Here is a 26,784-nt window from a genome sequence, read left to right on the forward strand (position 1 = left end):
CATCCGACGCACCATTCGCCGCCCCCTGCTACGACACCGGGAATACCGGCGGGAAGAGCTCGCCCACCGTGCGCCGCCGATGGTCGCGCTCCGGGTAGGCCGCGCGCATCACATCGAACAGCTGCTGACCGGCTCGTCTCAGCGCGGTGAGATCGACACCGGGGATCAAGCCGTCGCACATGATCACCTTGCCCGCGACCATGGTCAGGACGGCATCGCGCGCGGTGCCGTTGAGCACCAGGGTGCGCAGCGGATCCTCCGTGACGCCCATGCCGAAGTCGTCCAGGGCGAATGCCGCCAGGTCGGCGGTGGCCCCTGCCGCCAGACGCCCGAGGTCCGGCCGGTGCAGCGCTGTCGCCCCACCGGTCCAGAGCGCCTCGAAGTAACCGGTGAGATGGCCTTGGCCCAGATCGCCGGCCTGGAGTTTGGCGACCTGGGTGCCGACGTCGATTCCCCGGATCAGGTCCGGCGGGAAGGAGTCCGTGCCCAGGCACAGGTTCACCCCCTGTGCCCGGTACCCGGCGAACGTGTGCAGGTGGTGGGCATACCGGGCGTTGGTCAGCGGGCAGTGCACGATCGAGACGCCGGCGTCAGCCAGCACCTCGACATCTCCGGTGTCGCTGCCGAGCACCTCCGGATGCACGTCGAGCACCACCCCGTGGGGAACGATCAGCCGGTCGGACAACAGACCGGTATCGGCGATCAGTTGCAGCGGGGTGCATCCGTAGGTGCGTTGGATGTAGTCGCGCTCCGACAGACCTTGCAGGGCGTGCAGGCGTACCAGCGCGCCTCGTTGATGCGCGGCGCGGGCGACGTCGCGGAGCGGGTCGGGGGTCAGGGTCTCGATCCGGCAAGGGAGTAGCACGCCGGTCACCAGAGGATCGGCGAGCTGCGCGGTGTGGTCCAGGAACCGCAGCGCGTCGGCCAGACCCCGCCGGCCTACCCCCTCGTCGAACTTCACGGTGCGCTTGCCGTCGACGCCGATCACGTTGACCCCGGACCGGAACGACGGTCCGAGGAAGGCGCGTAGACCCAGCCGCGTGGACACCTCGGCCATCGCCACGAAGTCCTCGTAGGTCTCCGCCCAGTCGCTGTGCACCTCGGAGGCGATCGGCATGTAGCTGGTGATGCCGCGCAGGGCAAGCTGGGCCAGCGCGTACTCACGCACCGCTCGCCGTTGCGCGGCGTCGAACACCGCCCGGGGCGCATGGAAGTACTCGGTCGACCATGTGAAGCCGGCGGCCGGCTCCGGGGACGCCCAGGAGTCCAGGATCAGGTGGTCGATGTCGGTGAGGGCGTCCAGGTCGATGAGGCCGGGCGTGATCACCGCGTCACCGAGGTCGATGCGTTCGTCGGCGTGGTGCCGGTCGAGTTCGGCGCGCTCGCCCACATCGACGACGGTGTCGCCGTCGATCAACACGGCGCCGTCCGGGATCTCCACGTGCGAGCGTCCGTCGTGCGCGATCACCCAGGAAGCGGTCACCAAGATCTTCATCGGCACATCCCTCTCACATTTGGTACACCAAGTTGGCGAACCGGCCATCGATACCTCAGGTGCGGGCCCCCAAACCCCTCCACTGAGAGGCTCATCTGTTACAGCCAGCGATCCCCTGCGCGACCATAACCCCTCCACCACATGGGAAATAGTGCGACCAGACTCCGGGTGGCAGGGATGAACCGGATGTCACAACACCCTACTGAGGACCACCAATCTTGGTATACCATTCTGGCCACCCACTCCCCCCGAGCACCGAAGGACTGACGTGCCGGATCCACATGAGTCACCGAGCCGGACGCGGCGCGCCAGCGCACCGGCGTCCCCCGACGGGCAGGTGGCCACCCTGTCTTCACCGGAATCCGTGGCCGCCACGGTCGAAGGCAGGCCCGCCGCGGAGATCGCCACCGCGCGGTCGCTGCTGGGCACGGCGTGGCTTCGCATTCGGCGCAGCCGGGTCGCCGTCGCCGCGCTGGTCGTGGTGGCCCTGATGGTGCTGTTCGCGGTCCTGGCCCCGGTGTTGGTGGCCATCGAGGGATCGGATCCGTTCACCGCCCGGACCGGACCGGACTTCCTGGACGCCTTCGACACGCCCGGTCTGCCGCTGTCGTACTACCGCTTCCCGTCCGGCGAGCACTGGCTCGGCCTCGAACCAGGGCTCGGGCGCGACGTCTTCGCCCGCATGGCCTACGGCGCAAGAATCTCTCTGACCATCGCACTGCTGTCCACGGTGGTGTCGGTGGTGCTGGGCACCGTGCTCGGCGCCGCCGCCGGATACTTCGGCGGCAAGGTCGACATGGTGATCAGCCGAGTGATGGATCTGTTCCTGGCCTTCCCGCACCTGCTGTTGGTGCTGTCGCTGACCCCGATCATGCAGTCCCGGCCGCGTGGCACCGCACTCGATTCGGGGAGCCTGGTGCCGATCGCCTCACTGGTGATCATTCTCGGATTCTTCGGCTGGGCGTACCTGGCCAGAATCGTGCGCGGCCAGGTGCTGTCCATCCGGCAGCAGGAATTCGTCGAGGCCGCCCAGGCTTACGGGGCCTCGCACCGAAGCATCGTTCTCAGGCAGATCACCGAGGCGCAGATGCGTGCCTACCGTGGCAAGAAGATCGCGATGATCTTCCAGGACCCGCTGTCGGCGATGCACCCGTTCCACCCCGTCGGGGTGCAGATCGCCGAGGCCTACCGGGTGCACAACGACGTGTCCAGGAAGGCAGCGGCGCGGGTCGCCGTCGATATGCTCGGCCGGGTCGGGATTCCCGACCCGAGCCGCCGTTACTCGGCGTGCCCGCACGAGTTCTCCGGCGGCATGCGGCAGCGCGCGATGATCGCCATGGCGCTGGTCTGCGAACCCGAGTTGCTGATCGCCGACGAACCCACCACCGCTCCCGACGTCACCGTGCAGGCCCAGATACTCGATCTGCTCAATGAGCTGCAGGACGAGACCGGGACCTCGGTGATCCTGGTGACCCACGACCTCGGCGTGGTCGCCGAGGTCTGTCACCAGGTCGTGGTGATGTACGGTGGAGGGTGCGTGGAGCAGGCGACCGTCGCCGACCTGTTCGGCGACCCGCGACACCCCTACACCCTGGGACTGCTGGCTTCGATGCCGGCACTGGCAAGCCGCACCGAGCGGCTCAACCCGATCCCCGGATTCCCGCCGTCGCTGTTGGCGCTGCCCGAGGGCTGCCTGTTCGAGGACCGCTGTCCGAAGGCGCACCTGGTGCCCGACAACGCCTGCGGTACACGCCGGCCGACGCTGATCGGACCCGACGGGCACGCGTCGCGGTGCCACCTGGAGACCCTGCAACCGACCGGAGTGGTGGTCCGATGACGCCGCTGCTGCAGGTCACCGACCTGACCAAGCACTTCCCGATCCGCTCCCGCGCCTTCCGGTCCGCCGGCGGCGTGATCAAGGTGGTTGACGGCGTCAGCTTCTCGATCGACGCCGGGCAGACCCTCGGTCTGGTGGGAGAGTCCGGTTGCGGCAAGTCGACCACCGGCCGTCTGCTCATGCGGCTGCTGGAGCCCACTTCCGGGAGCATCCAGCTCGACGGCCGGGAGATCGCCGAACTGCGCCGGTCGGACCTGCAGGAGTACCGGCGCCGGGTGCAGATGGTCTTCCAGAACCCCTCGTCCTCGCTCAACCCGCGCCAGTCCGTGGGCAGCGCGATCGCCGCACCGCTGCTGGCCCAACGGGTCACACCGGCCGGCGGCGTCAAGGCCAGGGTGCGGGATCTGATGGACCGGGTGGGTCTGCGCCCCGACCACTACAACCGCTTCCCGTACGAGTTCTCCGGCGGCCAGAAGCAGCGTGTGGGCATCGCCCGGGCGCTCGCCCTGGACCCGCAGCTGATCATCTGCGATGAACCGGTGTCCGCACTGGACGTCTCGGTGCAGGCGCAGATGATCAATCTGCTCGAGGACATCCAGCGGGACACCGGGGTGGCCTACCTCTTCATCGCCCATGACCTGTCCGTGGTCCAGCACTTCGCCGACCGCATCGCGGTGATGTACCTCGGCAAGGTCATGGAGTACGGAGACACCGCAAGGGTTTTCGGCGCTCCGGAACATCCCTACACCCAGGCGCTGCTGTCCGCCGTCCCCCAACCGGATCCGGCGGCGGACCGCAGCGGTCGGATCCGGCTGTCCGGGGATCTGCCCAGCCCGGCCGACCCGCCGCGCGGCTGCGTGTTCCGGTCCCGGTGTCCGGTGCATCCTCGGCTGGACCCGCAACGCCGTCGGCTGTGCACAGACAGTGTGCCGAGCAGCGACACCGCCTGCCATCACACCGATGTCGCAGCCGAAGCACCGGCCCCGACGACCCCGTGATCCGTTCCGCATCCGGTGAACAGCCCTATCGCACAACAGAAAGGTGACAACCGTGTTGATCCGTGACGTCCGCCCGTGGGGTGGCCGGCGCAGCGACGTCGAGCTTTCGGGCGACCGCATCGAGGCGATCCGACCGCACGACCCGGCCGCGCAGCCCGCCGGCGAGGTGGTCGAAGGCCGTGGCAGGCTGTTGCTGCCGTCGTTCAGCGATGTGCACGTACACCTGGACTCGACCAGGATCGGCCTGCCGTTCCGGCCGCACACCGGCGGTCCGGGCGTCTGGACGATGATGCTCAACGACCGGCAGAACTGGCGCACCGCAGAGGTTCCCCTCATGGAACGGGTGGCCGGCACGCTGGAACGGATGATCGCCCGCGGCACCACGCGGGTACGGTCGTACGCCCAGGTGGACGTGGACTGCAAGCTCGAGAAGTTCGATGCCGTGGTGGCCGCGAAGGAGAAGTTCGCCGGTCAGGCCGACGTCCAGATCATGACGTTCCCGCAGGCCGGCATCCTCCGCGAGAAGGGCACCGTCGACTATCTCGAGGCCTCGCTGAAGGCGGGCGCGCAGGTGATCGGCGGCATCGATCCCTGTAGCCTCGACCGGGATCCCAAGGGGCATTTGGATGTCGTCTTCGGGCTGGCCGAGAAGTACCAGGTCGAGGTGGACATCCACCTGCACGAGCCGGGTCATCTCGGGGTGTTCTCCACCGACCTGGTGGTCGAGCGCACCCGGGCGCTGGGCATGCAGGGCAAGGTCACGATGTCCCACGCCTACGAGCTGGGCTCGGTCTCCGACTCGGAGAGCCGCCGCATCATCGACGATTTCGCGGAACTGGACATCGCAATGGCCACCGTGGCGCCGCCGAGCCGCGGACAGCTGTCACTGGTGGCGCTGACCGAGGCCGGCGTCCGGGTGGGCCTGGGCGAGGACGGCCAGCGCGACTACTGGAGCCCCTACGGCAACTGCGACATGCTCGATCGCACCTGGCAGCTGGCCTTCACCAACAACTTCCGCCGCGACGATCTGATCGAGATGTCGCTGGCGGTCGCGACCGTCGGCGGGGCCTCGATCATGAGCCACGATGTCGCTCGGCTGTCCGGCGTCGCCGACCGGCCCGGCCTGGCCGTGGGCGACCGTGCGGACCTGCTGCTGGTCGACGGGGAGACGCCGGCCAGTGCCGTGATGGACCGCGGCACCGACCGCACCGTCCTGCACGACGGCGTTGTCGTCGCCGACCAACTGGCGCTGGTACGCCGCTGAGCCGAGGAGCAACGGCCCCTCCCCTTGCCGGTGTCCGGATGTGCAGCTCGCCGTCCCGCACCACCTCTCGCCCGCCGGACATTACGGGTTCCGCCCGTGCACCGACCCAGGCACGGGACCGGCGAGACGATCAGCATCGGTAGGTCGGGCTCCCGGAGACACGAGTTCATCCAACAGCTCGCACATGCGTGACGATCTCGCCGCGACCCGGCGGGACAGCGTCGATGCGCTGTCCGGCCGGGTCATCGCGTTTCCCGTCGAAGTACCGCATCCCGGCAGGACCGACGGTCTGGCCGTCGTGCGGGAGGTATGCGCGGCCGGGGAACACCACTTGATCCCCTGTCTTGGTGGTTGGCTCCGGGAGTCCTTCGGGCGGCCCGAAAGCCGATGGGTTGCCCGGCGGTTGGTCGGACATCCGGGGCGGTGAGGCACAGGCGGCACGCGCGGTCGCCGACTCCAGGACGGCGGGCATGGGGCCAACCTGCCGGGTGGCGGGCGGCGTTGCAGGCTGCGCCCAAGTCCTGGCAGCACCTGCGTGTTCGGCCGCACCGAGCCGCACACCGGCATCGACCCGTTCTTGGCCTTGGCCCGAGAGGACGCGCCCGCACTGGTCCACGCGACGCGCACCGACCGTGCTCCGGCAGACGCCCAACCGCATCGAACCACCACACGCACACCCCGGCGATCACCCACGGGCACCCCGGCGATCACCCACGGGCACCCCGGCGATCACCCACGGGCACCCCGGCGATCACCCACGGGCACCTCGTCTGTCCACCGGACAGCCACGCCGAACCCGGACGCTGTGTCAGACCGCCTCCAGCACCATCGCATTGGCGAGTCCGCCCGCCTCGCACATCGTCTGCAGGGCGTACCGGGCGCCGCGCTCGCGCATCGCGTGGACCAGGGTGGTCGTCAGACGGGTGCCACTCGCGCCGAGGGGGTGGCCGAGGGCGATCGCGCCGCCGTGCACGTTGACCTTGGCGAGGTCGGCGCCGGTCTCCTGCTGCCAGGCCAGGACCACGCTGGAGAAGGCCTCGTTGACCTCGAACAGGTCGATGTCGTCGAGCCGCAGGTTCGCCCTGCGCAGCACCTTCTCGGTCGCCGGGATGACGCCGGTGAGCATCAGCAGCGGGTCGGAGCCGGTGACGGCGAAGCTGTGCAGGCGGGCGAGGGGGCGCAGGCCGAGGCGAGCCGCGGTCTCGCTGGAGGTGATCAGGACGGCCGAGGCACCGTCATTGATGGGGCTGGCGTTGCCCGCGGTGACGCTCCAGTCGATCTGCGGGAAGCGCTCGCCGAAGCCGGGGTCGTAGTAGGCGGGCTTGAGGCCGGCCAGGATCTCCGGGGTGCTGCCGGGCCGTACGCACTCGTCGCGCATCACGCCCTCCAGGGGCGCGGTCTCGGCGTCGAACAGGCCGGCATCCCAGGCGGCCGCCGCCTTGTGATGCGAGGAGACGGCGTAGGCGTCCATCCGCTCGCGCGTGATGGACCACTTGGCGGCGATGAGTTCGGCGCTGATGCCCTGCGGGACGAGACCCTCGGGGTAGCGCTCGGCGACTCCGGGGCCGAAGGGGTCCTTGCCGGCGGGCACGTTCGACCACATCGGCACCCGGCTCATCGACTCGACGCCACAGGCGACGACCAGGTCGTACGCGCCCGAGATGACACCCTGCGCGGCGAAGTGCACCGCCTGCTGGGAGGAACCGCACTGGCGGTCCACCGTGGTCGCCGGGACCGTCTCGGGGAAGCCTGCCGACAGCACGGCGTACCGGGTGGTGTTCATGGCCTGCTCGCCCACCTGGTCGACCGTGCCGCCGATCACGTCGTCAATGAGGGCAGGATCGACGCCGGAGCGCTCGACGAGGGTGCGCAGGGTGTGGGCGAGGAGCTCCACGGGGTGGACGTACGCGAGGGCGCCGTTCGGCTTGCCCTTGCCTATCGGTGTACGTACGGCTTCGACGATGACTGCGTCACGCATGGTGCGGGCCTCCTTGGCCTCCGGGCGACGACCGGGCCACCCGACTCCATTACCGGTGAGTAGGAACTACCGATTCACCATAACTCGGTAAGTTGGAAAATCAAAGCACTGGACGCGTGGCCGCCACGACAAATCCGCCCTGCTGCATCGCCGACACCCTCGCGCCCGTCGGCGAGAAGTACTCCCCGCCCTCCTGCACAAGGCGCGCCTCGGCAACGGCCGCTTCGACCGGCCGGTGCGCAGCATCGGCGCGCGGCTGCGCCGGCTCGTCGAGGCCGGGATCCTGGTCAAGCCCACCTGCAGCGAGCGCCGGCAACGCTTCGAGCACCGGCCCGGTCAGGCGGGTCCCGAACGGGAGTCGGCACGGTGATGGCGGCAGGGCCACGGGGTCGCGGCCGCAGCCACACGGCACTCCATGGGCCCAACATGTGGGCGCTTCCGGGAAAGCGGCCGGTCAGGACGCTTCCGTCAGAGCCTGCGCATCCGCCTCGGGCACCTTCGACGGGGCGGTTGCCGTCCGGCCCGAGCCGCCGCCACGGCTGAGGTGCACACCGAGCGCCGACGTCGCCAGGCTCAGCACCGCGGCCACGCACCAGACGATCCGGAAGTCGTGAAGCGGGGCCGCGCCGACGTGGGAGCCGACCACCGCGACCAGGACGGCGACGCCGACCGTGGTCGAGATCTGGCGGACGGAGTTGACCAGCGCCGACCCGGTCGCCGCACGGTGCCCCGGCACGGCGTGCACACCGGCGGCCACCAGAGTGCCCAGGGCCAGACCGACACCCGCACCGGTCAACACCTGGTTGGGCAGCAGGTCACGCAGATAGTCCGGCGTGACGGACGCGAAGCACGCGAACCAGACCATGCCGGCGGCGAACAACAACCCACCCGCGGCGACCAGCGGTCCGTGCCCGAAGCGCTGCGCGGCGCGGGCGGTCAGAAGGGTGACGACCGGCACGAGGGCCGGACCGGGGGCCAGGGCGAGACCGGTGCGCAGCGCGCTCCAGTGCCAGACCTCCTGGCACCACAGCACATTCGACAGGAGCATGATCGCGAAGGCGACGCCGAACACCAGGCTGCCCGCGTTCGCCGCCCCGAAGCGCGGCAGCCGCATCAGATCCAGCTCGAACAGCGGGCGGGGGTGCCGTAGGGACCTGAGGACGAACGCGGCGCCGCTGATCACCGCGACGGCCAGGAGCAGTACGGTCCTGCCGCTCGTCCAGCCCCGGTCGGGCGCCTGTACCAGCGCCCCGGACAGTGCCGCGACCGAGAAGATGACCAGCAGGGCGCCGGCGAGGTCGGGCAGCGGTCCGGCCTCCCGGGCGGTCGGTTTCGGCAGGACCGATCGGCCGGCGACGAGCGCCGCGATGCCGATGGGCACGTTGACGGCGAAGACCCACCTCCAGTCCACCTCGGTCAGAAGGCCGCCGGCGACGGGGCCGGCGGCCGCGGCGAGTCCGCCGACAGCAGCCCAGCTCCGGGTGGCCCGGGTACGGCGCTCGGCCGGCACCGTCGCCAGCAGCAGGGCCAGGGACGTCGGAATCTGGGCGGCCGCTCCGACGCCCTGCACCACCCGGGCCACGACGAGGGTCCCCAGGTTCGGGGCCAGGGCACAGCCCAGCGACGCGAGGGTGAAGACGGCGATCCCGGCGAGGAAGACCGGTCGCTGACCCAGGCGGTCACCGGCACGCCCGGCCACCACCAGCAGCGCGGCGAAGGTGATCGTGTAGGCATTGAGGACCCAGGACAGCGAACCGAGGGTCGCTCCCCTGCCGCCCCCGGAGAAGTCCTCTCCCATGGCCGGAAGCGCCACGTTGACGATCAACAGATCCAGGTTGGTCATGAAGACGGCCACCAGGACAACCGCAGAGGCCGTTCGAGCGTGCTTTGAAAATCGAAGCATGGCAGGCATGACCCAAGTCAAACATGGGGCGATTTGGAAATCAAACCCTATCGGGGTGATACTGGCTCTGTGACCACGCGCATCGATCCCCAGGACATGGCTGGACGCCCCTGTTCGCTCACCGCCGCCCTGCAGATCGTCGGCGACCGATGGGCCCTGCCGGCGATCCGCGAGGTCATGCTCGGCAACCACCGGTTCCGGCAGATCGCCCGGAACACCGGTGCCCCCACGGACCGCCTGGCGGCGCGCCTGAAGGCGCTGGTGGAGAGCGGTGTCCTCGAACGGCGCCCGCTGCCGGACGACGCACGCTACAGCGGCTACTACCTGACGGAGGCGGGGCGCGATCTCGGCGCCATCACCCGCGAGCTCATCGGCTGGGGCGACCGCTGGGCCGTCACCGCGCCGCCCAGCAGCATCCGTCACCGGGATCACGAACTCGTCACCCACACGGTCTGCGAGACCTGCGGCGAGCAGGTCCACGGCGAGGACGTCCACCGGCAGGAGCTGACCCCCGGCTGGGACCGGTCCGGCCCGCTGCAAGCCCCGTAGACCGTGCGGTGGTCGTCGCATTGGTGCGCCTACGCTACGGCGGATCCGCCGGTACCTGAGGCTTCGCCCTCCACCTTGCCGGCACCGACACGTACGAAGACACGATCCCGCCCACGGGATTCTTCGCCGGCACTCCCGAAGCGACACTCGACCCCGCGTACCGCCTCTACCCCACCGCCCCGGATATCTGACCAACCGCCGGGCAAGCCGTCGGCGGCCGAGGCAAACCCCCCGAAGGACTCCCGGAGCCAACCACTTAGGGTTCCCGCGTGACGACTACGCTCCGCCTGGCAGAGGTCACTGCCGCGAATTTCGATGTCGCGATCGGCCTGAAGGTCCGCCCCGACCAGCAGCACCTGGTCGCACCTGTCGTGAAGTCTCTCGCGGAGGCGTACGTGCACCCCGGCATCGCGTGGCCCCGCATCATCCTCGACGGTGACCGCGCTGTCGGCTTCCTCATGGCCTTCTTCGACATCGACTTCGCCGGGGACGGCACGGGCACCGACGTCCGCTCGGGGCTGTGGCGGCTCAACATCGCGGCCGGCGAACAGGCCCGCGGTTATGGGCGCTTCGCGGTCGAGTCCGTGGCCGCAGAGATCCGGCGTCGGGGCGGCACCCGCCTGACAGCGAGCTGGCACCCGGGCGAGGACGGCCCCGAACGATTCTACCTGGGGCTCGGGTTCCGCCTGACGGGTGAGATGAGCGGGGACCAGCGGGTCGGGGAGTTGGAGCTGAGTCAGGCAGATCCGCGCACATCGCGGTCCGCGTGTGTTGTGCGAAGGAATCCCGCCGGCCGGTAGTGGTCGGCGGCGGGCCCCGGTTCAGGCCGCTGCCGCGGGTCGTGACACTTGAAGTGCTCCCCCTCGTGAACGAGGCGGATCGCTGGGCGCGCCGCGGCCGGCCGGCCCGCGACATCGCTCCCGTCCCCCCGGCATCCGCGGACCGGTGAGCACCGGCGACCGTCTGGCGCCGGGGCGACGGTGCCACAGGCCGTGGCTGCGCGAACTCTACGACCGGGTGCGGAAGGAGCGGAACACGTTGCTGGTCCGGGAAGCGCCCGGCCGTTCGGCTTCGTCGCCGCTGTACTTCACGAGCTGAGGAACACGGAGCGCGAGCACCGCACCCCCTTGTTCATCTCCGTCCCCATGGCCACGAAGGCCTGCGCCACCTCGTCGAGGCTGTTCGCCTTCGTCGAGATGGCCATCAGGGATACCGAGTCGAAGTATGTGTTCTTCTTGACGACTGCTGTGATGGTCACAGCGAACCTCGCAGTTCTCTCTCCAGGTGAAGCCCGGCCACCAGACCGGACAGGGTGTCGGTGCCGGAGGTGTGGCCGTGGGCCAACGCGCGGCGGACCGGGTCTCGGACGGTTTCGATCGCCTGTGCTTCGCTCTGCCCGCGGGTTGCGGCGAGGGCCCACAGCACATCGACCAGTCCGGCACGGACCCGTCCTGACAGCGCCTCACGCAGGGTGGTCGTGCTCAGCAGCGTCGTACGACCGGGCTGCTCGTCGAGTACGTCGTGGAGCACCCGGGCGAGCGGACCGAGCCGGCTGCCCTCGAGCGACGACAGCAGGGCGATCGCGGTGAGGAAGTCGTCGCCGGCCGGGGTGAGTCCGGGGCCGAGGCCCAGGAGGGCGAGAACACCGTGACGCATGCCGACGCTGTCCGAGGACCGTACGGCCCGCACCAACTCATCGCGTCCGTGCTCCAGCGCCGTGCAGACGGCCGCCTCCATCGGCGCAGCGCCCGGCGTCGGGCCGAGCATCCCGCCGAGCTCGCCGTCGACGGACACCAGGTGGTGCAGGACCCGGGCCGGAACTGCAAGCTCGGACGGTGTCAGGGAGCCAAGGTACGGCAGAATGGGATGCCATTCTGCGGTCCCCTGCGCCGAGATCTGCAGGCCGCCGGCATCGCCCTGCAGGGCGATGCCGTCCGGGCCGAACCCGACGACCCCACCCGCCTCCACCCCGCGGTCGAGCCAGTGCGCGACGTCCACCACAAGCGTCCGGGGAGCGTCCCCACTCCCCCGCGCAGACAGCGCCATCAGCCCACCACCCGGCAACAACAGGTTGATCACGCCCCGAAAGACGCTCTCCACGCTCCCGCACCCCCTGAGCGCGCGCAGGTGCGCCAGGAGCACGGCATCACCGGAACACGCACGCAGAACCGCAGTCGCGCTCACCGATCCCACCACCACTCCTCTCCGACCGGACCGCCGGGACGCGTCGCACCCCTCGATCCCAACCATTGAAGATTGGTATACCATTTTGCAGCCGGAAGCGAACTAGTCGGAGGAGGAATCCATGCGCATCGTCGTGGCTCTCGGAGGCAACGCGCTGGCACGGCGAGGAGAGCCGATGACAGCGGACCACCTGCGTGCGAACGTCAGGTCATCCTGTGAAGCACTCGCCGGACTCGCCGGCGAGCACGAGGTGGTCATCACCCACGGCAACGGCCCGCAGGTGGGCCTGCTCGCCCTGCAGAACCTGGCCTACCAGGACGTCACTGCGTACCCGCTCGACATACTGGGCGCGGAGACACAGGGCATGATCGGGTACGTCATCCAGCAGGAGCTTTCCAACGCACTGGGCGGTCGGCGCGAGGTCGCGGCGGTCCTCACGACCACCGAGGTCGACGAGTCCGACCCCGCGTTCAGCCACCCCACCAAACTGATCGGGCCCATGTACTCCGCCCACGACGCCGCCGACGCGGCGGCCGAGTACCGGTGGACCATCGCGCGTGACGGCGTCGGCTTCTGCCGTGTCGTCCCCTCACCCCACCCGTTGCGCATCGTTCAGGCGCCCCTCGTCCGCACCCTCCTGGAGAACGACCGGCTCGTGGTGTGCGTCGGCGGTGGCGGTGTTCCCGTAAAGACCGACGGCAAGGGCCGTCAGACCGGTCTGCAGGCGGTCGTCGACAAGGACCTCGCCAGCGCCGCCCTCGCCGCCGAACTCAAGGCGGACATGCTGGTCATGCTCACGGATGGCGACTACGTCAGCGAGAACTGGGGGACGCCCGAGCAGCGGGACATCCTCACGGCCTCGCCGGAGGCCATCTCCGAGCTGGCCTTCGCCGAAGGGTCGATGAAGCCGAAGGTCGATGCCGCAGTGCGGGTCGCGAAGGCCGGCGGACGCGCACTGATCGGCCCACTGGACCGCCTGGACGACCTCCTGGCGCGACGGGTCGGCACGGAGATCCGCCCCGATGTCGCGGATGGGATCGTCTTCGTCTGACCCGGGGGGGCGCTCGTGCAGGCGGCCGGGGAACGCCTTCGTATGCCACGACGGTGCGCTCGTGCAGGCGGCGGGGGAACGTCTTCGTATGCGCCGAGGGGATCACCTTGGCGTGCGGCTGAGGGATCTCCTCGGTACACGCGAAGGGTTCGCCTCCGTACGGGCCGCCGCACGAGCGCTCACGTGTCTCTCAACCGACCGGCTCCCCCTACTCCTTGGCGGACCGCAGATGGGCCGCGGCCGCGCTGCGGCCCGTCTGTACGTGCTTCAGCACCAGCTCCTCGACGCGCGGCACATCCCGCGCCGCGATCGCGTCGTAGAGATCCTCGTGTTCCCTCGCCACACCCAGCAGATCGTCGTGCCGGCTGAGCAGCCAGCGCATGCGGCTGCGAAGGGTGCGCTCCAGCTCGCTCAGCAGCTCGTTCGCGGCCAGTGACGTCACTGTCTCGTGGAAGTCCGCCGCGGCGCGCCTCGCCTGTACGGCGTCGCCGCGCTGCGCCGCGTCCAGCTCGGCATCGAGGTCGGCTCGCAGCTTCTCCAGCCCCGCGCGGGTACGCCGCTGGGCCGCCAGCCGGAACGTCAGCGCCTCCAGCACGGAACGCACCTCGCCCAGGTCCGAGATGTCCGTGGGGCTGAATTCCCGCACCACCGCCCAGGTCCGCGGCCGGGGCGTCACAAGGCCCTCCGTCACCAGTACCTTCAGGGCATCGCGGATGGGCAGTCGGCTCACTCCGAGCTCGGCGGCCAGCTCACGCTCGACGAGCTTGCTGCCGGGCCGACGTACACCGTCGAGAATGTCGTCGCGCAACTGGCGAGTGACCCGGTCCGACTCGGGCTCGAAGTCTTCAGAACCTGCCATGCCGCTCATTCTCTCATCACGTCGAACACATCAGGTTTGGTATACCGAAGATGCCGCCATCGACCGCACCCGTCACGATACCGGGCCGCGCTGCAGCCGCTCCGGGAAGGCCGTCGCAGTCAGTGCCTTCCCGCTCGGGCCAGTGCGTCCTCCGCCTGCGCAGCGAGGTCGCTGACAAGACCTGCTGCCGATGGCAGATCGGTGATGAGGTCGACGGCCTCACCGGCCCACACCGGCAGCGGAGGAATCTCGCCTCGTGCCACGGCGGTTCGGTAGGCCAGCGCGGCCTGGGGATCAGCGGCGAGTTCGGCCTCCCGGCCGCGCCATTGGTCAAGGAAGCGGTGGCCGAGGGTGCGGGCGGTGTACTTCGATGGCCACCGCGAGCCCCGGGCGATGTCGAGCACGCGGCTGCGCTCGGTGTCCTCCCCACGCCCCTCGACGATTGCCCTGACGGTCGAGGGAGCGGCCAAGGCCTCGGTCGTGGCCTGGAAGCGGGTGCCGATGAGGGCCCCTGCGGCGCCCAGGGCCAGGGCGGCGGCCACACCGCGGCCGTCGGCGATCCCGCCGGCCGCCAGCACCGGCGCCGGTGCCGCCAGGTCCACCACGACCGGCACGAACGGCAACGTGGAGCGCCCGTGCCGAGCCCCGTGCCCACCGCTTTCCGTCCCCTGCGCCACGATGACATCGGCGCCCAGGTCCACAGCCCGCCTGGCCTCCTCCAGATCGGTCACCTGAATGATCAGTACCGCACCGGCCCGGCTGACGAGTTGAGCGAATGGGCTCGGGTCCCCGAAGGACAACATCACCGCCGTGGGGTTGTACTCCAGTACGCGCTCCACCACGCCGACGTCGATGGCCCAGCTCAGGAACCCGACGCCCCAGGGTCTGCCGGTGACACCGGCGACGATCGGCAGCTCGCGGGCCAGCCAGTCCGGGTCCCCGGCGCCGGCGCCCAGCAGCCCGAGCCCTCCGCCGCGAGAGACCGCCGCCGCCAGCGCGCCACCGGCCGACCCGCCCATCGGTGCCAGGGCAATCGGGTGCTGCACACCGAACAACTTCGTGAACGCCGTCGACAACGCCATGACCGCAATCATCTCCCCTAATTAGTCGGTGTGCAGAGACAGCAGGCACACGAACAGACCACCGGCGTCCCGATCGTCCGTGGACAGCCTGTCCCCTGCCGTGCCGCTCGGGCCGACCCCGCATACCGACGTGACCGTCCACGAGCCCAGGAACTCCGCGCACGGATCACCCGCTGCGATGATCGCGCCGGATGGCTCCCCGTCAGTGTTCATGACCGGGCAACGACGCGTGTCGTCAGGTGTCCCCGCCCGCGTTGAGGGTGGCTCGGGTGACGGCGAAGAGGCGGGCGCAGCGTTCGGCCATGGCGTCCGCGGACTGGTGGGGGTGATTGATCCACCAGCGGACCAGGGCAGTGACCATGCCTCGCCATGCGTACGTGAGCGCGTCGGCGTCCAGGGGGTCCGCGGATCCGGCGGCGCGGAGCAGGTCGGCGCTTCCGGTTGACGCGAGCTCGTCGATGGCGGCCCGGTAGCCTGCGGCGCGCTCGGCGGATTCGCTGCCGGCGGGAAGTGACGGGTCGTAGAGCACGAACCACGCCTCGCGCCGGCCTTCCAGAGCGGTGAAGAGAGCGTGAAGTACCAGCAGGGGCGTGCGCGGGGCGGTGATCTCACCCTGCCCCATCGCGGCGCGTATTGCGCCCAGCAGTTGATCGCCCACCGGCGTCAGGCAGGCGAGGTAGAGATCCTGCTTGGAGCCGAAGTACTGGTGTACCAGCGCCTTGGTCACGCCGACCTGCGTGGCGACGGCGGCCAGTGAGGTGGCCTCATATCCGTGCCGGCCGAACTCCTCGGTGGCGGCGGCCAGTATCTGCTGTTCGCGCACGACCCGGGGGACGCCCTTGGTACCGGCTCGGGAGCGGGAGGAGGTTGCCATGCCCATGATATTACCTTACGGTAAATTACCCAGTGGTTAGTTCAATGGATCAGTGGAACGGACATCTCATGGCCGACGCTACGACCGTGCCCCGCGCCTCTCGCGCTCGCTCCTGGTGGGGCTGGGGATGGGCCGACGACCACGCCGACGACGCGGAGTGCACCGCAATGGGAGCGCTGCTCCCGGGCACGCTCTCGCGCCCGCTGCCCGTCCCGCGCGTCGCCGATCTGCGCATCGGCCGGCCCGCCGTCGACCCGCCTCGGAGCCTCGCGCATCTGGTCACCGCCGACCCCGAAGCGCGCGCCGCCCACGCCATGGGCAAGGCGTACCGGGATGTCATCCGCGCCCTTCGTGGCCGGCCCGGCAGGGTTCCCGATCTCGTCGCCCGTCCGGAGTGCGACCAGGATGTGGCCGACCTCCTGGAATGGGCCGGCGGCCACGCCGTGGCCGTGATCCCCTACGGCGGGGGATCCTCGGTCACCGGGGGCGTGGAGTACCGCGGCGACGCGCACCGTGCGGTGCTGTCCCTCGATCTGACGATGATGGACCGGGTCCTGGAGATCGACACCGAGAGCCGGGCTGCGCGCATCCAGGCCGGCGCCCTCGGCCCTGCACTGGAGGACCAGCTCAGGTCGCACGCCCTGACGCTGCGGCACTTCCCGCAGAGCTTCGAGTTCTCCACCCTCGGCGGCTGGCTCGCCACCCGCGCGGGCGGCCACTACGCCACCGTCCACACGCACATCGACGACTTCGTCCAGTCCCTGCGGGTGGTCGCCCCGGCAGGCGCCGGCACGTCGTGGCGGCTGCCCGCGTCGGGCGCCGGACCGTCTCCCGACCGGCTTTTCCTCGGCTCCGAGGGCGCCCTGGGCGTCATCACCGAGGCGTGGATGCGCCTCCAGGAACGCCCCCGTCACAAGGCGTCGGCCCCGGTGTCCTTCGCCGACTTCCCCGCCGCGCTGCGCGCGGTGCGCGCGATCGCCCAGTCGGGCCTCGCGCCGGCCAACTGCCGCCTGCTGGACCCCGGCGAGGCTGCTCTGTCCGGCGCTGCCCGGGACGGTTCGTCCGTGCTCGTCCTCGGCTTCGAGTCCGCCGCCCTGCCCGTCGACACCGACCTCGCCCAGGCGCTGGATCTGGCCCGCGCCCACGGCGGCGTAAGCGGGGCCCCCTCCACCGGCTCCGGCGACGGGGCCGTCGGCGCCTGGCGCTCCGCTTTCCTGCGCATGCCGTACCTGCGCGACGGCCTCGCCCGGATGGGGGCCGTGGCCGAGACCTTCGAGACGGCCACCACCTGGGACCGGCTTCCTGCGCTGATCGACGCCGTCCGCGACGAGGTCGGCGCCGCCGCGCGCGCAGCCACCGGCCACCCCGCCACCATCAACTGCCGCCTCACGCACGTCTATCCCGACGGTGCGGCACCCTACTTCACCGTGCTGGCCGCCGGCCGCCCCGGCGACGAGGTCGCCGTCTGGGACCACCTCAAGGACGTTGCGACCGACGTCCTTCACCGCCATCACGCCACCATCACCCACCACCACGCCGTCGGCCGCGACCACCGCCCCGGCTACGACCGTCAGCGCCCCGAGCCATTCGCCCTGGCCCTGCGCGCGGCCAAGACCGCCCTCGATCCCCACGGGATCCTCAACCCCGGCGTGCTCGTGGACTGAACACCCCTCCTCGCCCATTGGCCCGGCGGACCGGCGCAGCACACGACGAGACGTACCGGCGCGGCGGGTGAAGCCGCGGAGCCCTGGCCCCTCTTGGGTGTCCATGCCGGCCACGGCATCCTGGCCACGAGCCTGGACGCCGTCGCGCGCGACATCCAGACATTCATTCCCTTCGACGCCACCGCCGACTACGCGGCCTACCGCCACACTGCCGCTCTCGACCTGATCAGCACCGCGAGCGGGCGGGTCCTCTCTGTGGACGACGTCCTGCTGGAAACGAGAGGCTGCTGAACCAGCTGCCACCGGCGGTCATGAGATGCCCGGTCGAGGTGTTCGAGCCGGACCTGATGATCTTGTTCCCGTTGAGGGTCTCCTGCTCGTCGTCCATGACCTCGTCAGGGAGGCGGAGGGGATACGGGCGGAGGCTGCACGGCCGCGTCGCGGTGACACGTACCCGGACACCGCTGATTGATGGCCGATGCCTGTCGACCTCGCTCCTACATGTCCAGCGGCCGGATCCTTCCCGACGACACCCACCGACCGTATCGCCAGGGGGCAGCCAGCCACAGAACGCCACTCGTCGCCTTCCGTCCATGGCGTTGCCGGGATGGCCGGTCGCCCTGGAGCGACACGCCGTCCGGGGCCCTGGCGGTCCGAGGCCGGGGGCCGTCGTCTCTGACGGCCCCCGTTCCGGGTGATCAGCAGCAGGCGGCGGTTACGGCGTCATTGCCGCCTACGTTGCTGCTGCCCCGGCGGATCCAGGGGAGGCTGGTCCCGGACGGGTGTCGGAACCCGCGCTCCTACTCGGCGTACGTCTCGTACTCCGCGACCTTCGGCGAGTCGGTCGAGCTGGTGATCTCGAACGTGATCTTGCGCAGCGAGGTCCGCGGGACTGCGATGACGCCCGCACCGCTGCCGGAGGTCAGGACGGTGCCGGTGTCGGCGTTGATGACCCGCCAGGATCCGATGCTGCCCGCGGAGCCTGACGCCTCCCGGATGTTGATCCTCGACACGGTGGTGGCGGAGCCCCATTTCATCGAGATGGAACCGGTCGAGCCGGCCGGTGACCAGTAGGTGCTCATGTCACCGTCCCGCACGTTGCCGTAGCTCGTCCCGTCGGCCTTGCTGGAGCCGTCGGAGCCGGCCCCGATGCTGAGATTGGTCCCGCTGGGCTGGGTCGGGCCCGGGGTGGGGTCGGTGGGATCCGGGGTGGTGGGTTCCGGCGTGGGGGTGGGCGGGATCTGCGGCGAGCAGTTGCCGTCCGACACCTGCATCCCCTTGTTGGCGCCTGCCGTCTGGCTCACGATGCTCGGCACACAGCTCGCCGCATCGAGTCTGTAGGAGTACGGGATGCTGACACTGGTGTTGGACTGCGGGTTGGGGCCGGCGGGGTTGTTCTCGCTACCGGGGCTGGACCAGGTCACGTTGTCGAAAATGTTGCCGCTCACCTGCCAGTAACCGGCCGCGTCGGTGTAGAAGGTGCCCAGGACGTCCTTCGAGTCCTTGAAGTAGTTGTTGTCCACCTTGGCGCGAGCGCCGGCTCGGGAGTTGATGCCGGACTCGTTGAGCTGCACGTAGTAGTTGTTGTAGATGTGGGCTATGCCACCACGCAGCAAGGGCGTACGGGAGTCGATGTTCTCGTACAGGTTGTGGTCGTACGTGATGAAGCCGTTCGAGAGCTCGGTCTCACTGGACCCGACGAGGCCACCGCGGCCGGAGTTGCGCAGGATGCTGTAGGACAGGGTCACGTACTGGGTGTTGTCCTTCATGTCGAAGAGGCCGTCGAACCCCTCCGATTCGCCGCCCGACGCCTCCAGGGTGGCGTGGTCCACCCAGACGTTGCGGACGTCGCTCTCCATGCCGATGGCGTCACCACCGTTGGATGTGGGCGAGCCGGACTTCTTCACGTTCCGGACGGTCACGTTCTGGATGATGATGTTGCTGGACTCGCGGATGTGGATGCCCAGCTGGTCGAAGACGGCGCCGCTGCCGACGCCGATGATCGTGACGTTGCTGATCTGCTTGAGCTCGATCACGCCGTCGGCGGTGTTGCAGCTGTCGCCCGACACCTTGCTGGTGTTGCCGTGGTTGATCGTTCCCTCGACCTGGATGACGATCGGGGTGCTGCTGCTGGCCCGGCCGCACAGGGCCGCATGGATCGCGGTCCCCGTGGTTGCCCGCACCGTCTGCCCGCCCGCACCGCCGGTGGTTCCACCGTTCTGGGACGCGTAGCCGGTGGCGTTACTGGTCGCCGCCGATGCCTCGGGCATGGACAGAACCGCGCCGGTCGCGGCCGCAAGGGCCATGGTGGCCAGCGCCGCATAGAGTCGCAGTGCGACTGGTCTTCTCATCTTCGCCTCAACCTTCGTCTTCGAATGCTGGGTGGTGCTGCTCCATGCCGTAGTCGTTGCAGCGGCCGCAAAGGTTGCCGACCTCTCGCAGGGCAACTGCCGCTCGGCGCGGATGCGGGTGACTCCTTCGATGCGATCGGGCCGGCGGTTCCGCTGCCGCCTGTGCCTGCGAGGTTGTCGGCGCCGGTCGTGAGGGCACCGCGAGGCCATCAAGTTGATGTGCCGTCATACGGGTCCAGGACCTGTCCGCGGATCTTGTGGCCGTCGGGGTCTCGCGTCGTTGGCATGATCAAGGGGCCGGAGATCTGACGGACGCGGAGTGGGTTCGACTCAAGCCGCATCTTCCGAAATCCGTTTGGCGTAGGGGAAGTTGGACAGTCATCGCAGGCTCATCAACGAGAGCTCGCACCGGCTGCGCACCGGGATGTCACGGCGGGTTCTGCCTGTGCGTCTCGGTCCGTGGAAGCCCGTCTACGAGCGACACGGACGCTGGTCGGCGGACGGCGCATGGGACAAGACCTTCGCGGCCGTCCTGGCTGACGCTCAGAGCTGCACTGTGATCGATTCAGACTGGAGCCCCCTGTGACCAGCGACGTTCACCGCCCCTCGTTCGGGATCGAGAGGCCTTTCCGCTTGATCGTCACGGGCGGCGGTACCGGCGGACACACGTACCCGGCTCTTACAGGGGTGCGTACGTTGCAAGCCCGGCTCGCGGCTCGGGGCGGTGCACTGGAAGTCCTTTGGGTGGGCAAGGCCGACAGCCTGGAGTCACGCGTCGCCGCAGCCGAGGGGATCGCGTTCGCATCAGTCGCGACAGGCAAGATCCGCCGCTCGAAGAACACCCTGAAGCTGGCCTCGCCTGCGACCGTGGCAGACATGGGACGCGTCCCATTCGGTGTCCTCCAGTCGCGTAGGGCGATCAAAGCCTTCCGTCCCGACGTGGTGCTGGCCACGGGAGGCTACGCCGCGGTCCCGGTGGGTGTGGCTGCGACGAGGCTGTGCCGAGTCCCTTTGGTTGTGCACGAGCAGACCGTGCGGCTGGGCCTGGCGAACAAGACCTTGGCTGTCGCAGCAACTCGAGTCGCGGTCTCGTCCGAATCGACTGTGTCGCTCCTGTCGGAAGCGGTACGCGCTTCAACGGTGGTCACCGGAAACCCGGTCCGGCCCGAGGTGTTCACAAGGCAGGCCGACAAGGCCATCGAGGCTCTGAGTTGGCACGGCTTCGACCGGCGGCTGCCGACCGTCTACGTCACCGGTGGCGCCCAGGGGGCGCAGCAGATCAACAGCGTGGTGCGCGACGCGCTGCCGTGGCTGCTCGACCACGCCAACGTGATTCACCAGTGCGGCCCGGACAACGTCGAGGGCCCGCGCCGGCACACGGCGCAGTTGCCCGCACAAAGCACGGCGCGCTACCACCTCACCGGGTACGTCGGCGCCGAGCTCGCCGACGTACTCGCCCTGGCCGATGTGGTGATCTCCCGCAGCGGCGCCGGAACCATCGCCGAGCTGACCGCGCTCGGCAAGGCAGCCGTATTCGTCCCCCTCGCCACGTCGGCCGGAAACGAACAGGTCCACAACGCAGAGCACTTGGCGACCAACGGCGCCGCCGTCACGCTGGTGGGTGACGTGACCGCCGAGCAGCTGTGGGCCGCTGTGGCACCGCTGCTGACGGACTCGCAGCACCGCACGGCTATGGCCGAGCGTGCTCGTTCGTACGGGCGCCCCGACGCCGCCGAGCGCCTGGTCGACGTCGTGCTCTCCGCAGCCGGGGTCTAGCGCGTATCGGGTCGTGAGATCAATGAGCGGGTTCTCCCCTCGCGCTGATCTTCGATCCCGTAGATCGTCTTCCATGACACGTGCGCAACTGACCGCTGTGGAGTGGGAGTTCAGCTAGCGTGCCTGCCGATCGGCGAGTATGGCGCGTACCCGGTGCGGCTGCGGCAGCAGTTCGAGGGGGTGATGGCGGTTTCGGACGGGCGGGCAGTAGCGGGACATGCTCGCCGAGTTCGGTGCCGGGTCGACCGAATCCAGTCTGCCTCTCCCCCGGCACCGGCAGTGGGCCACCGGAAAGATTCATGGAGGACATCGGCTTGGCCAGAACCACCCGGGGGTGTCTTCGTGTGCGAACGCCAGGCCGCCGTCGAGCTGGAACATGGCGTCGTACAAGCCACTCAAGGACGCCTTCGCCGCCCTGCTGGAGAGCCTCGGCGAGGTCGCCGGGGACGGCGTCCACCCGGCACTCCGACGGGGCACCCGCCCCGGAAGCTGCGGTGCTCACTGATCACGACCCGATACGCGCCCAAGTAGGGCCTCGCCTTCGGATCAGCCGGCGGACCAGATGAAGATGCCCGCGATGTGGAGTCCAGCTCGGAAGACGGTGGCGGTCCTCGCGCCACCGCCCGCCACGATCGCTTGTTGCTCAGCGTGGAGCGCGCCCGGTTTCACCGCAGGGTGATGTCCGCGAGTTCCGACAACACCTCAGGACTTGCGGTGGGAGCATCGAAGTGCTCGGCGCGATGAGGGGCGGCGATACGAAAGGATCACTGCATGCCGACACAAGGATCAGCTGACGAGTCGTGGTCGATGCTCGACGTGCCATGGCGGGCAGCCGTTGAGATGGCCTGGGATTCCTACCGTCACGGCGGGATCGCCGTCGGCGCCGTTCTGACTGACGGAACGGAGAACATTGTCGGCCGCGGACGCAACCAGCGCTTCGGGACGATGTCACCGCGTCGCCTGCTCGCTCATGCCGAGATGGAGGCGTTGGACGTGGTTCCAGCGAGCAAGGACCGCGCACGCGACAGCGCGCTCTACACGACCCTGCATCCGTGTCCCATGTGCCTCGGCGCCGTCGTCGTGGCGCGCGTCGGCCGACTTCATTTCGGTGCGTTCGACCCGACCTGGCAAGGGATCGAGCAGTTGCCTCAGCTCAACGACGAGGTGCAGCGCCGGTGGCCGAAAGTCGCAGGCCCGCTGACCGGACCAGTCGGCGAGTGGCTCGCGGTGCTGCCGTGCCTCAATACGAACGGGGCCCTGGTACGAGCAATGGAGGCAACGGCGCCGCAACGCGCCGAACTCGCCCGCGCTGTGGCACGGCGGCTCGACAGCACGAGCAGACTTCCTGACACCGCCGACCAAGCCCTGGAGCAGCTCTGGGATCTCCTCACCGAAAGCGGAGAGTAGCGCCGCAACCAGGCCGACCGTGAGGAACCGGGGCCGGCCGCAGCTAACCGCCCACGCCTCAAGCGTTGCCAGTTCTCATCAACATTTCGGGCCTCGGTGATCGCGAAGTGTTGCCCGGACCCGTCGATCAGCATTGCCCACTCCCACCTACGAAACCAGCGGGATGTCACTGTCACCGAGGGTTCTTGGCCGAGAGGGCGCTGCAGTTCTCAGGAACGGTTCAGCACCGCCCAGCCCGCGTACCGTGCGAATGAACCCAACTCCTCTTAGATCCAGATGAGTTGGTGGCACTTCGCCGTACGGTTGGCTGGGACAGCGAGCCGGTCTTGATCTGGCCGACTTGACGACGGTCCAGTCGGCGCGGTGCGCGGTGGCGACCATGGCGAGGACTTCGGTCAGCGTGCCTGTCCGGTTGACCTCGACCAGGACCGAGTTGCCGACACCTGGACGGATGCCCTGGCGCAGCAGTGCCTCAGCGGCCGCTCCCGGCGGCCGGATGGATCCGCAGATCAGCACGCCTCGCGAGCGGCCCGGCGCCTCATCGGCACCAACGGACCAGCTGGCGGCCACCGACGCGCTCTGCGGGCAGCCTTACCGAATCCTGGGCTCGTTCCCCCAGCAAGATCTCCTCCACGCCTGCTGTGCTCGCTACGCCGAGCCGCACTGCCATGACCTGTCCGCCCTGCACCCACAGGTCTGCGCGCCCTTCGTCAGTGGCGGGTCAGGGCGAGGGGTCAGCGGCGGTAGCCCCAGGAGTGGGTGTCCACGGTGCGGCCGTGGTTGTCGCGCAGGGTGGCCTTGTCGGCGTAGTTGCTCCAGATGTAGTTCCGGCGGGCCTGGTAGACATCGTGGCGGGTGTCACGTCCACGCCCGGTGTGGATCCGGACCGTGGCGCGGCCGGCCAGGCGCAGGTCGTCGAAGCGGTAGAGGTTGCCGTTGAAGTCCGAGAGCGACCATCCATCCAGGTCGACCGCGGCGCGGCCGGTGTTGATGACCTCCACCCACTCCCTGTTCAGCGACCAGTTCGACCAGTCGTCACGGCCGGGGCTGTCGTACTGGATGTCGCCGAGGACGACCTTCGAGTACGACGGGTGGCGGCCGTGACCGTGGCCGCCGTCGGCGGACGCGGGCATCGCCGCAACGGCGACGACGGAACCGGCCGCCAGAGCGGTAGCGGCAATGCGGCGAACAGTACGGGAAGCAGACATTGACGTCCCCTCAGGTGAAGGTGCTCAGACCCCGGCCAGGGGTCCTGCTGCGCGGTGTGGATTCCGGCCGCTGAGGCCGAGAACCACAGCCTGGAGCACCCTCCACGCCACCTGGTCGAGACACCGGCTCGTATTACCGAATGCGGACATTTCCGTAACTCGCGCATGCAGTGGTCACGTACCTCACCCAGGCGTGCCCCTGACATCGCCTGCTGGACCCACACATCCGCCCAACCGGGGGCAACCCTCGTCCCGCTCCCCCATAACGCCCCGCCCCGCCGACCCACAAGCCACCCATCCGGCGCACACATGATAGGTAACGGCCACAAGACAGAATAATTCAGGCATTCATTGCAAAATGACACATATACTCGCAGGGTGCGAGCCTCGCCATGCGGGAGCTGCCCGGCACTTGGATCAGATGGGGCTTCATCAGATGCGAGGACGCGATCATCGTTCTCGGGGAGCCGGACATCGAGGGCGTCAGATCTGCACCCCGCAGACAGGGCACAAGGCGTTGGTGCCGGTCAGGTGATGTGGTGCATCGCACGACGGCCCGAAGGCCACTGGTGTGACCCAAGGACAGCACGGGGCTGGTGAGTTCATCGGTTCCCCGTGAACTCACCAGCCCTCACCGAGGCTTCCGCTACTCGTCGATCGCCGCCCCGAACTGTGCATTGGCCACAGGCGCCCCGAGACGTGCCCCGTCGTAGGTCCACGTGCCCTTGGCGACCAGACCCGACGACGACGCGGGGATGACCCATACGAAGCCGTCGTTGGTGTTCTCGCCCGGTGCCGACGCCAGCAGGCCGAACAGACCGTCCTTGTCGGCGTCGATCAGTCGGACCTGGCCACCCCAGCGGTCCGAGGTCTCCGCCACGCCGGGGATGTCGGCAAGCTGCTGGTCGAAGCTCTTCGCACCGACGTCGGTGAGGCCGAACGGCGCACCGCGCATCACCCACACCGCGCCCGCGTTGGACACGCTGCCGATGTCCTCGCCGGGAGCGCCGATCGCGAGGTCCGGGTGGCCGTCGCCGTCGGTGTCGCCGGCCGACAGCTCGGCGCCCCACTGGTCGCCCGCCTCAGCGACGCCGGGAACGCCGGGAGAGTCCTGGGTCCACGTCTGCACCTCCTCCGGTTCGAGGCCGGACAGGTCACCCCTGCCCAGATAGACGGAGATGCCACCGCCCAGCGGGGAGCCCACGCCCGTGTCGCCGATGATGAGGTCGTCCTGACCTGTGCCGTCCCAGTCGCCGGAGACGATGGCCGGCCCGCCCCGGAACGTGCCGCCGTCACCGAGGTCGGCGATGTCCGGCGCACCGTGCAGCACCTGCACCGAGCCGATGCCCGGCTGATCACCGGTGGTGACCCCGGAGATCGCCAAGTCGGCCCAGGAGTCCTCGTTGTAGTTGCCGTGGCTGAGGTTGCGGAACTCGAAGCCGGTGTCCAGCGGCGAGAAGTCCCGCGCCCGAATGCTGCGGTCCGACACCTTCAGCTGCTGCGCCGTCGCGCCGGGCGGGGTGGTGAAGAACAGCAGCGCGTCGTCCTCCAGGACGGCAATGCTGTCGCGCGGGTTGGCGTTCGGGTTCGCCGGATCCGGGGCGAAGTAACGGGCCGCTTCGATTGCCCGCCCGAAGTTCGCGCCGGCCCTCAGCCGGTCGGGATTCTCCAGCCAGCTGCTGTCGGCCCCGTGCAACCCGGTCGGTGAGCCCCAGAAGACAACGGCGCCGCCCGCGTCGGACAGCCCGGCCAGGTCCTCGCCGGGGATACCGACGATCGCGTCGTCGTAGCCGTCGTTGTCCAGGTCGCCGGAGGCCACGGCCTTCCCGAAGCCGTCGCCGGCCTCGGCACCGCCCGGGACGCCCGAGGTGTTCTGGTGGAGGATGCTCTTCTTGGTGGTGCTGAGACCGCCTGACGAGCTGTACTGCACGGTGACATAGCCGGCGCCAGCGGCGCCGCTCACCGTGGCGCCCGGGGAGCCGATCAGCACGTCGTCGAAACCGTTGCCGTCGTAGTCGCAGTTGCGCTGCTGCCAGCCGATGGACGGGAACGGCACTACGGCCTGTGCGGCGGGAGCCGCGAACACGGCGCCGCCGCCGAGGGTGAGGAGTGCCGCGGCCGCGAGGGCCGCACTTCTGATGTGACGCACAGGAGAACCTCCTTGGTCCCCTAGGTTGCCTACGGCGTCCTGCTCAGCCGCCGTCGATGGTGCGTGGGGAAGTGGTCGGCGAAGGTGCTGGGCAGGTTTCCCGGCAGGAAGCCGAAGCACGGACCGGTACAGATGCCCGGGAGGGCCGGGCAGCG

At 69.4% G+C, this 26,784-nt stretch carries 22 protein-coding genes and 4 pseudogenes; 14 read left to right on the forward strand and 12 right to left on the reverse strand.

Annotated features, from left to right (window positions below):
• Positions 1–28: 28 nt before the first annotated feature.
• Positions 29–1,495, reverse strand: coding sequence for a chlorohydrolase family protein (locus OG878_RS01340; RefSeq protein ID WP_328885000.1), 1,467 nt, complete (start codon positions 1,493–1,495; stop codon positions 29–31).
• Between the two features lie 364 nt (positions 1,496–1,859).
• Here OG878_RS01340 and OG878_RS42140 point away from each other — a divergent pair.
• From OG878_RS42140 to OG878_RS01360, 4 genes and pseudogenes are all read left to right on the forward strand, one after another.
• Positions 1,860–2,009: pseudogene (locus OG878_RS42140) on the forward strand (ABC transporter permease); the annotation flags it as partial.
• A gap of 225 nt (positions 2,010–2,234) precedes the next feature.
• Positions 2,235–3,332, forward strand: coding sequence for a dipeptide/oligopeptide/nickel ABC transporter permease/ATP-binding protein (locus OG878_RS01350; RefSeq protein WP_443049220.1), 1,098 nt, complete (start codon positions 2,235–2,237; stop codon positions 3,330–3,332).
• On the forward strand, positions 3,329–4,330 hold the full coding sequence (locus OG878_RS01355) for an ABC transporter ATP-binding protein (protein WP_328885001.1): 1,002 nt from the start codon (positions 3,329–3,331) through the stop codon (positions 4,328–4,330). Before OG878_RS01350 ends, OG878_RS01355 begins: the two co-directional genes overlap by 4 nt.
• A 52-nt stretch (positions 4,331–4,382) precedes the next feature.
• Positions 4,383–5,594 (forward strand): amidohydrolase family protein, encoded by a 1,212-nt coding sequence (locus tag OG878_RS01360; RefSeq protein ID WP_328885002.1) that lies wholly within the window; start codon positions 4,383–4,385, stop codon positions 5,592–5,594.
• A gap of 808 nt (positions 5,595–6,402) precedes the next feature.
• Here OG878_RS01360 and OG878_RS01365 read toward each other — a convergent pair.
• The gene (locus OG878_RS01365; protein ID WP_328885003.1) at positions 6,403–7,572 is read right to left on the reverse strand and encodes a thiolase family protein; all 1,170 of its coding nucleotides are present in this window, start codon (positions 7,570–7,572) and stop codon (positions 6,403–6,405) included.
• Positions 7,573–7,688: 116 nt separating this feature from the next.
• Here OG878_RS01365 and OG878_RS01370 point away from each other — a divergent pair.
• Positions 7,689–7,930 (forward strand): annotated as a pseudogene (locus OG878_RS01370) (winged helix-turn-helix transcriptional regulator); the annotation flags it as partial.
• A gap of 96 nt (positions 7,931–8,026) precedes the next feature.
• Here the strand turns inward: OG878_RS01370 and OG878_RS01375 are convergent.
• Complete coding sequence (locus OG878_RS01375) at positions 8,027–9,484, reverse strand: MFS transporter (RefSeq protein ID WP_328885004.1); 1,458 nt, start codon at positions 9,482–9,484, stop codon at positions 8,027–8,029.
• A 60-nt stretch (positions 9,485–9,544) separates the two neighbouring features.
• On the opposite strand from OG878_RS01375, the gene OG878_RS01380 reads away from it, so the two are divergent.
• Both OG878_RS01380 and OG878_RS01385 read left to right on the forward strand, forming a co-directional pair.
• Positions 9,545–10,024 (forward strand): winged helix-turn-helix transcriptional regulator, encoded by a 480-nt coding sequence (locus OG878_RS01380; RefSeq protein ID WP_328885005.1) that lies wholly within the window; start codon positions 9,545–9,547, stop codon positions 10,022–10,024.
• A gap of 269 nt (positions 10,025–10,293) precedes the next feature.
• Positions 10,294–10,824: a GNAT family N-acetyltransferase gene (locus OG878_RS01385; RefSeq protein WP_328885006.1), complete on the forward strand. Its 531-nt coding sequence runs from the start codon at positions 10,294–10,296 to the stop codon at positions 10,822–10,824.
• Between the two features lie 287 nt (positions 10,825–11,111).
• Here OG878_RS01385 and OG878_RS01390 read toward each other — a convergent pair whose 3' ends face one another.
• Both OG878_RS01390 and OG878_RS01395 read right to left on the reverse strand, forming a co-directional pair.
• On the reverse strand, positions 11,112–11,282 hold the full coding sequence (locus OG878_RS01390) for a hypothetical protein (RefSeq protein WP_328885007.1): 171 nt from the start codon (positions 11,280–11,282) through the stop codon (positions 11,112–11,114).
• Entirely contained in the window at positions 11,279–12,124 is an 846-nt protein-coding gene (locus tag OG878_RS01395; protein WP_328885008.1) for an oxamate carbamoyltransferase subunit AllH family protein, read from the reverse strand. The genes OG878_RS01390 and OG878_RS01395 overlap by 4 nt, the downstream gene beginning before the upstream one ends.
• 205 nt (positions 12,125–12,329) lie before the next feature.
• Here OG878_RS01395 and OG878_RS01400 point away from each other — a divergent pair, with 205 nt between their 5' ends.
• Positions 12,330–13,259 carry a carbamate kinase gene (locus tag OG878_RS01400; RefSeq protein WP_328885009.1) on the forward strand — a complete coding sequence of 310 codons (930 nt, stop codon included), beginning with the start codon at positions 12,330–12,332 and terminating at the stop codon, positions 13,257–13,259.
• 208 nt (positions 13,260–13,467) lie between these two features.
• On the opposite strand, the gene OG878_RS01405 is transcribed toward OG878_RS01400, so the two are convergent.
• The 3 genes from OG878_RS01405 to OG878_RS01415 all read right to left on the reverse strand — a co-directional run bounded on the left by OG878_RS01405 (position 13,468) and on the right by OG878_RS01415 (position 16,074).
• A complete protein-coding gene (locus tag OG878_RS01405) occupies positions 13,468–14,118 on the reverse strand; it encodes a GntR family transcriptional regulator (protein WP_328885010.1) in 651 nt (216 codons plus the stop codon).
• Between the two features lie 119 nt (positions 14,119–14,237).
• Positions 14,238–15,200, reverse strand: coding sequence for an NAD(P)H-dependent flavin oxidoreductase (locus tag OG878_RS01410; RefSeq protein WP_328885011.1), 963 nt, complete (start codon positions 15,198–15,200; stop codon positions 14,238–14,240).
• 235 nt (positions 15,201–15,435) lie between these two features.
• Positions 15,436–16,074 (reverse strand): TetR/AcrR family transcriptional regulator, encoded by a 639-nt coding sequence (locus tag OG878_RS01415; RefSeq protein ID WP_328885012.1) that lies wholly within the window; start codon positions 16,072–16,074, stop codon positions 15,436–15,438.
• A gap of 68 nt (positions 16,075–16,142) precedes the next feature.
• Here OG878_RS01415 and OG878_RS01420 point away from each other — a divergent pair, with 68 nt between their 5' ends.
• The gene (locus tag OG878_RS01420) at positions 16,143–17,738 is read left to right on the forward strand and encodes an FAD-binding oxidoreductase (RefSeq protein WP_328885013.1); all 1,596 of its coding nucleotides are present in this window, start codon (positions 16,143–16,145) and stop codon (positions 17,736–17,738) included.
• 93 nt (positions 17,739–17,831) lie between these two features.
• Complete coding sequence (locus OG878_RS01425; RefSeq protein ID WP_328885014.1) at positions 17,832–18,029, forward strand: isochorismatase family protein; 198 nt, start codon at positions 17,832–17,834, stop codon at positions 18,027–18,029.
• A 509-nt stretch (positions 18,030–18,538) separates the two neighbouring features.
• Here the strand turns inward: OG878_RS01425 and OG878_RS01430 are convergent.
• The gene (locus OG878_RS01430; RefSeq protein ID WP_328885015.1) at positions 18,539–20,089 is read right to left on the reverse strand and encodes a pectate lyase family protein; all 1,551 of its coding nucleotides are present in this window, start codon (positions 20,087–20,089) and stop codon (positions 18,539–18,541) included.
• Between the two features lie 370 nt (positions 20,090–20,459).
• Here OG878_RS01430 and OG878_RS42145 point away from each other — a divergent pair, with 370 nt between their 5' ends.
• The 4 genes and pseudogenes from OG878_RS42145 to OG878_RS01445 all read left to right on the forward strand — a co-directional run bounded on the left by OG878_RS42145 (position 20,460) and on the right by OG878_RS01445 (position 23,272).
• On the forward strand, positions 20,460–20,675 hold the full coding sequence (locus OG878_RS42145; protein WP_443049043.1) for a transposase: 216 nt from the start codon (positions 20,460–20,462) through the stop codon (positions 20,673–20,675).
• A gap of 47 nt (positions 20,676–20,722) precedes the next feature.
• Positions 20,723–21,865, forward strand: a complete 1,143-nt coding sequence (locus OG878_RS01435; RefSeq protein WP_328891097.1) for a UDP-N-acetylglucosamine--N-acetylmuramyl-(pentapeptide) pyrophosphoryl-undecaprenol N-acetylglucosamine transferase — start codon at positions 20,723–20,725, stop codon at positions 21,863–21,865.
• A 388-nt stretch (positions 21,866–22,253) separates the two neighbouring features.
• Positions 22,254–22,331: pseudogene (locus tag OG878_RS01440) on the forward strand (TetR family transcriptional regulator); the annotation flags it as partial.
• Between the two features lie 341 nt (positions 22,332–22,672).
• A complete protein-coding gene (locus OG878_RS01445; RefSeq protein WP_328885016.1) occupies positions 22,673–23,272 on the forward strand; it encodes a nucleoside deaminase in 600 nt (199 codons plus the stop codon).
• Positions 23,273–23,538: 266 nt separating this feature from the next.
• On the opposite strand, the pseudogene eno reads toward OG878_RS01445, so the two are convergent.
• The 3 genes and pseudogenes from eno to OG878_RS01460 all read right to left on the reverse strand — a co-directional run.
• A pseudogene (gene eno / locus OG878_RS01450) lies at positions 23,539–23,746 on the reverse strand (phosphopyruvate hydratase); the annotation flags it as partial.
• A 260-nt stretch (positions 23,747–24,006) separates the two neighbouring features.
• A complete protein-coding gene (locus OG878_RS01455; protein ID WP_328885017.1) occupies positions 24,007–24,480 on the reverse strand; it encodes a lamin tail domain-containing protein in 474 nt (157 codons plus the stop codon).
• A gap of 646 nt (positions 24,481–25,126) precedes the next feature.
• Positions 25,127–26,629: an FG-GAP repeat protein gene (locus OG878_RS01460; RefSeq protein WP_328885018.1), complete on the reverse strand. Its 1,503-nt coding sequence runs from the start codon at positions 26,627–26,629 to the stop codon at positions 25,127–25,129.
• Between the last annotated feature and the right edge of the window lie 155 nt (positions 26,630–26,784).

The organism is Streptomyces sp. NBC_00316, from assembly GCF_036158715.1.
Taxonomy (GTDB): Bacteria; Actinomycetota; Actinomycetes; order Streptomycetales; family Streptomycetaceae; genus Streptomyces.